The sequence below is a fragment of the Acinetobacter sp. CFCC 10889 genome, from assembly GCF_003268395.1.
Taxonomy (GTDB): Bacteria; Pseudomonadota; Gammaproteobacteria; order Pseudomonadales; family Moraxellaceae; genus Acinetobacter.
Genome location: NZ_LQXQ01000154.1, coordinates 1 through 1180, shown reverse-complemented (window position 1 = coordinate 1180; position 1180 = coordinate 1). Strand labels below are relative to the sequence as shown.

At 35.7% G+C, this 1180-nt stretch carries 1 protein-coding gene; it reads right to left on the bottom strand.

All coding sequences use genetic code 11. The features are described 5' to 3' along the window. Nucleotides 1-18: 18 nt before the first annotated feature. Nucleotides 19-1109 (bottom strand): IS4 family transposase gene (locus AVJ19_RS21115; protein ID WP_111861431.1). Its coding sequence is split into 2 segments (ribosomal slippage): nucleotides 19-569 and nucleotides 569-1109, totalling 1092 coding nucleotides; the frame shifts between segments, so codons are not numbered across the junction. Nucleotides 1110-1180: the final 71 nt, after the last annotated feature.

The following is a 1180-nucleotide window of genomic DNA, read 5'->3' as shown; positions in this document are numbered from 1 at the left end:
CTCTGTACACGACAAATTTCACAGAACCCTTATCCTATCAGGGTTCTGCCTTCTTAAAATTGCCAAAATTTCCTTAAACTCTTCTTTTTTCCCAAAACCAATTAAACGCTGAATCGCCATTTGAACATAGTCTAAACCATAGCGAAATAAACTCATTGAGAGTCGTCCATGCTTCTTTATTTTTATCACTTTTTTTTGATCATGTTGCCATTCACCCGTTAAGTAACACCAACAGAAGCTTATAGCTAACACCGCAATCAATTTTTTCACTCGTCTAGCGTCTGTCAAGCGCGTATTTTCAAGATTAAACCCGCGTCCTTTGAGACAACTGAATAAGGTTTCAATTTCCCAGCGTAATGCATAATCCTCAATAGCATTGGCATTAAACTGAGGAGAAACGACGAGTAAAAGCTCTCCATTTTCTAACTGTAGTGCACTTATATATAGTTTCACCCGACCAACCAAAATCCGTCGTTTACGACATTCAATTTGACCAACTTGAAGATGGCGAAATAAATCACTAATTTTATGATTCTTTCCTAAATGATTGGTGACAATAAAGTTTTTTTAACACGAATGCAGAAGTTGATCTCTTGTTCAATTAACCATGTAAACCACTGCTCACCGATAAACTCTCTGTCTGCGAACACATTCACAATACAGTCTTTACCAAAAATGGATATGAAGCGTTGAATTAAAGCAATACGCTCTTTCGTATCTGAATTTCCCCGTTTATTAAGTAATGTCCAAACGATAGGTATCGCTATTCCACGATAAACGATTGCGAGCATCAGGATATTAATATTTCGTTTTCCCCATTTCCAATTGGTTCTATCTAAAGTCAGTTGGACTTTGTCGAATGAAAATATATTGAAAATCAACTGAGAAATTTGACGATAATCAAAATACTGACCTGCAAAGAAGCGCTGCATACGTCGATAAAATGATTGTGGTAAGCACTTGATGGGCAAGGCTTTAGATGCAGAAGAAAGATTACATGTTTGCTTTAAAATAATCACAAGCATGATGAGCGCAAAGCACTTTAAATGTGACTTGTTCCATTTTAGAGATTTGTTTAAGATAAGATATAACTCATTGAGATGTGTCATAGTATTCGTCGTTAGAAAACAATTATTGTGACATTATTTCAATGAGTTATCTATTTTTGTCGTGTACAGAG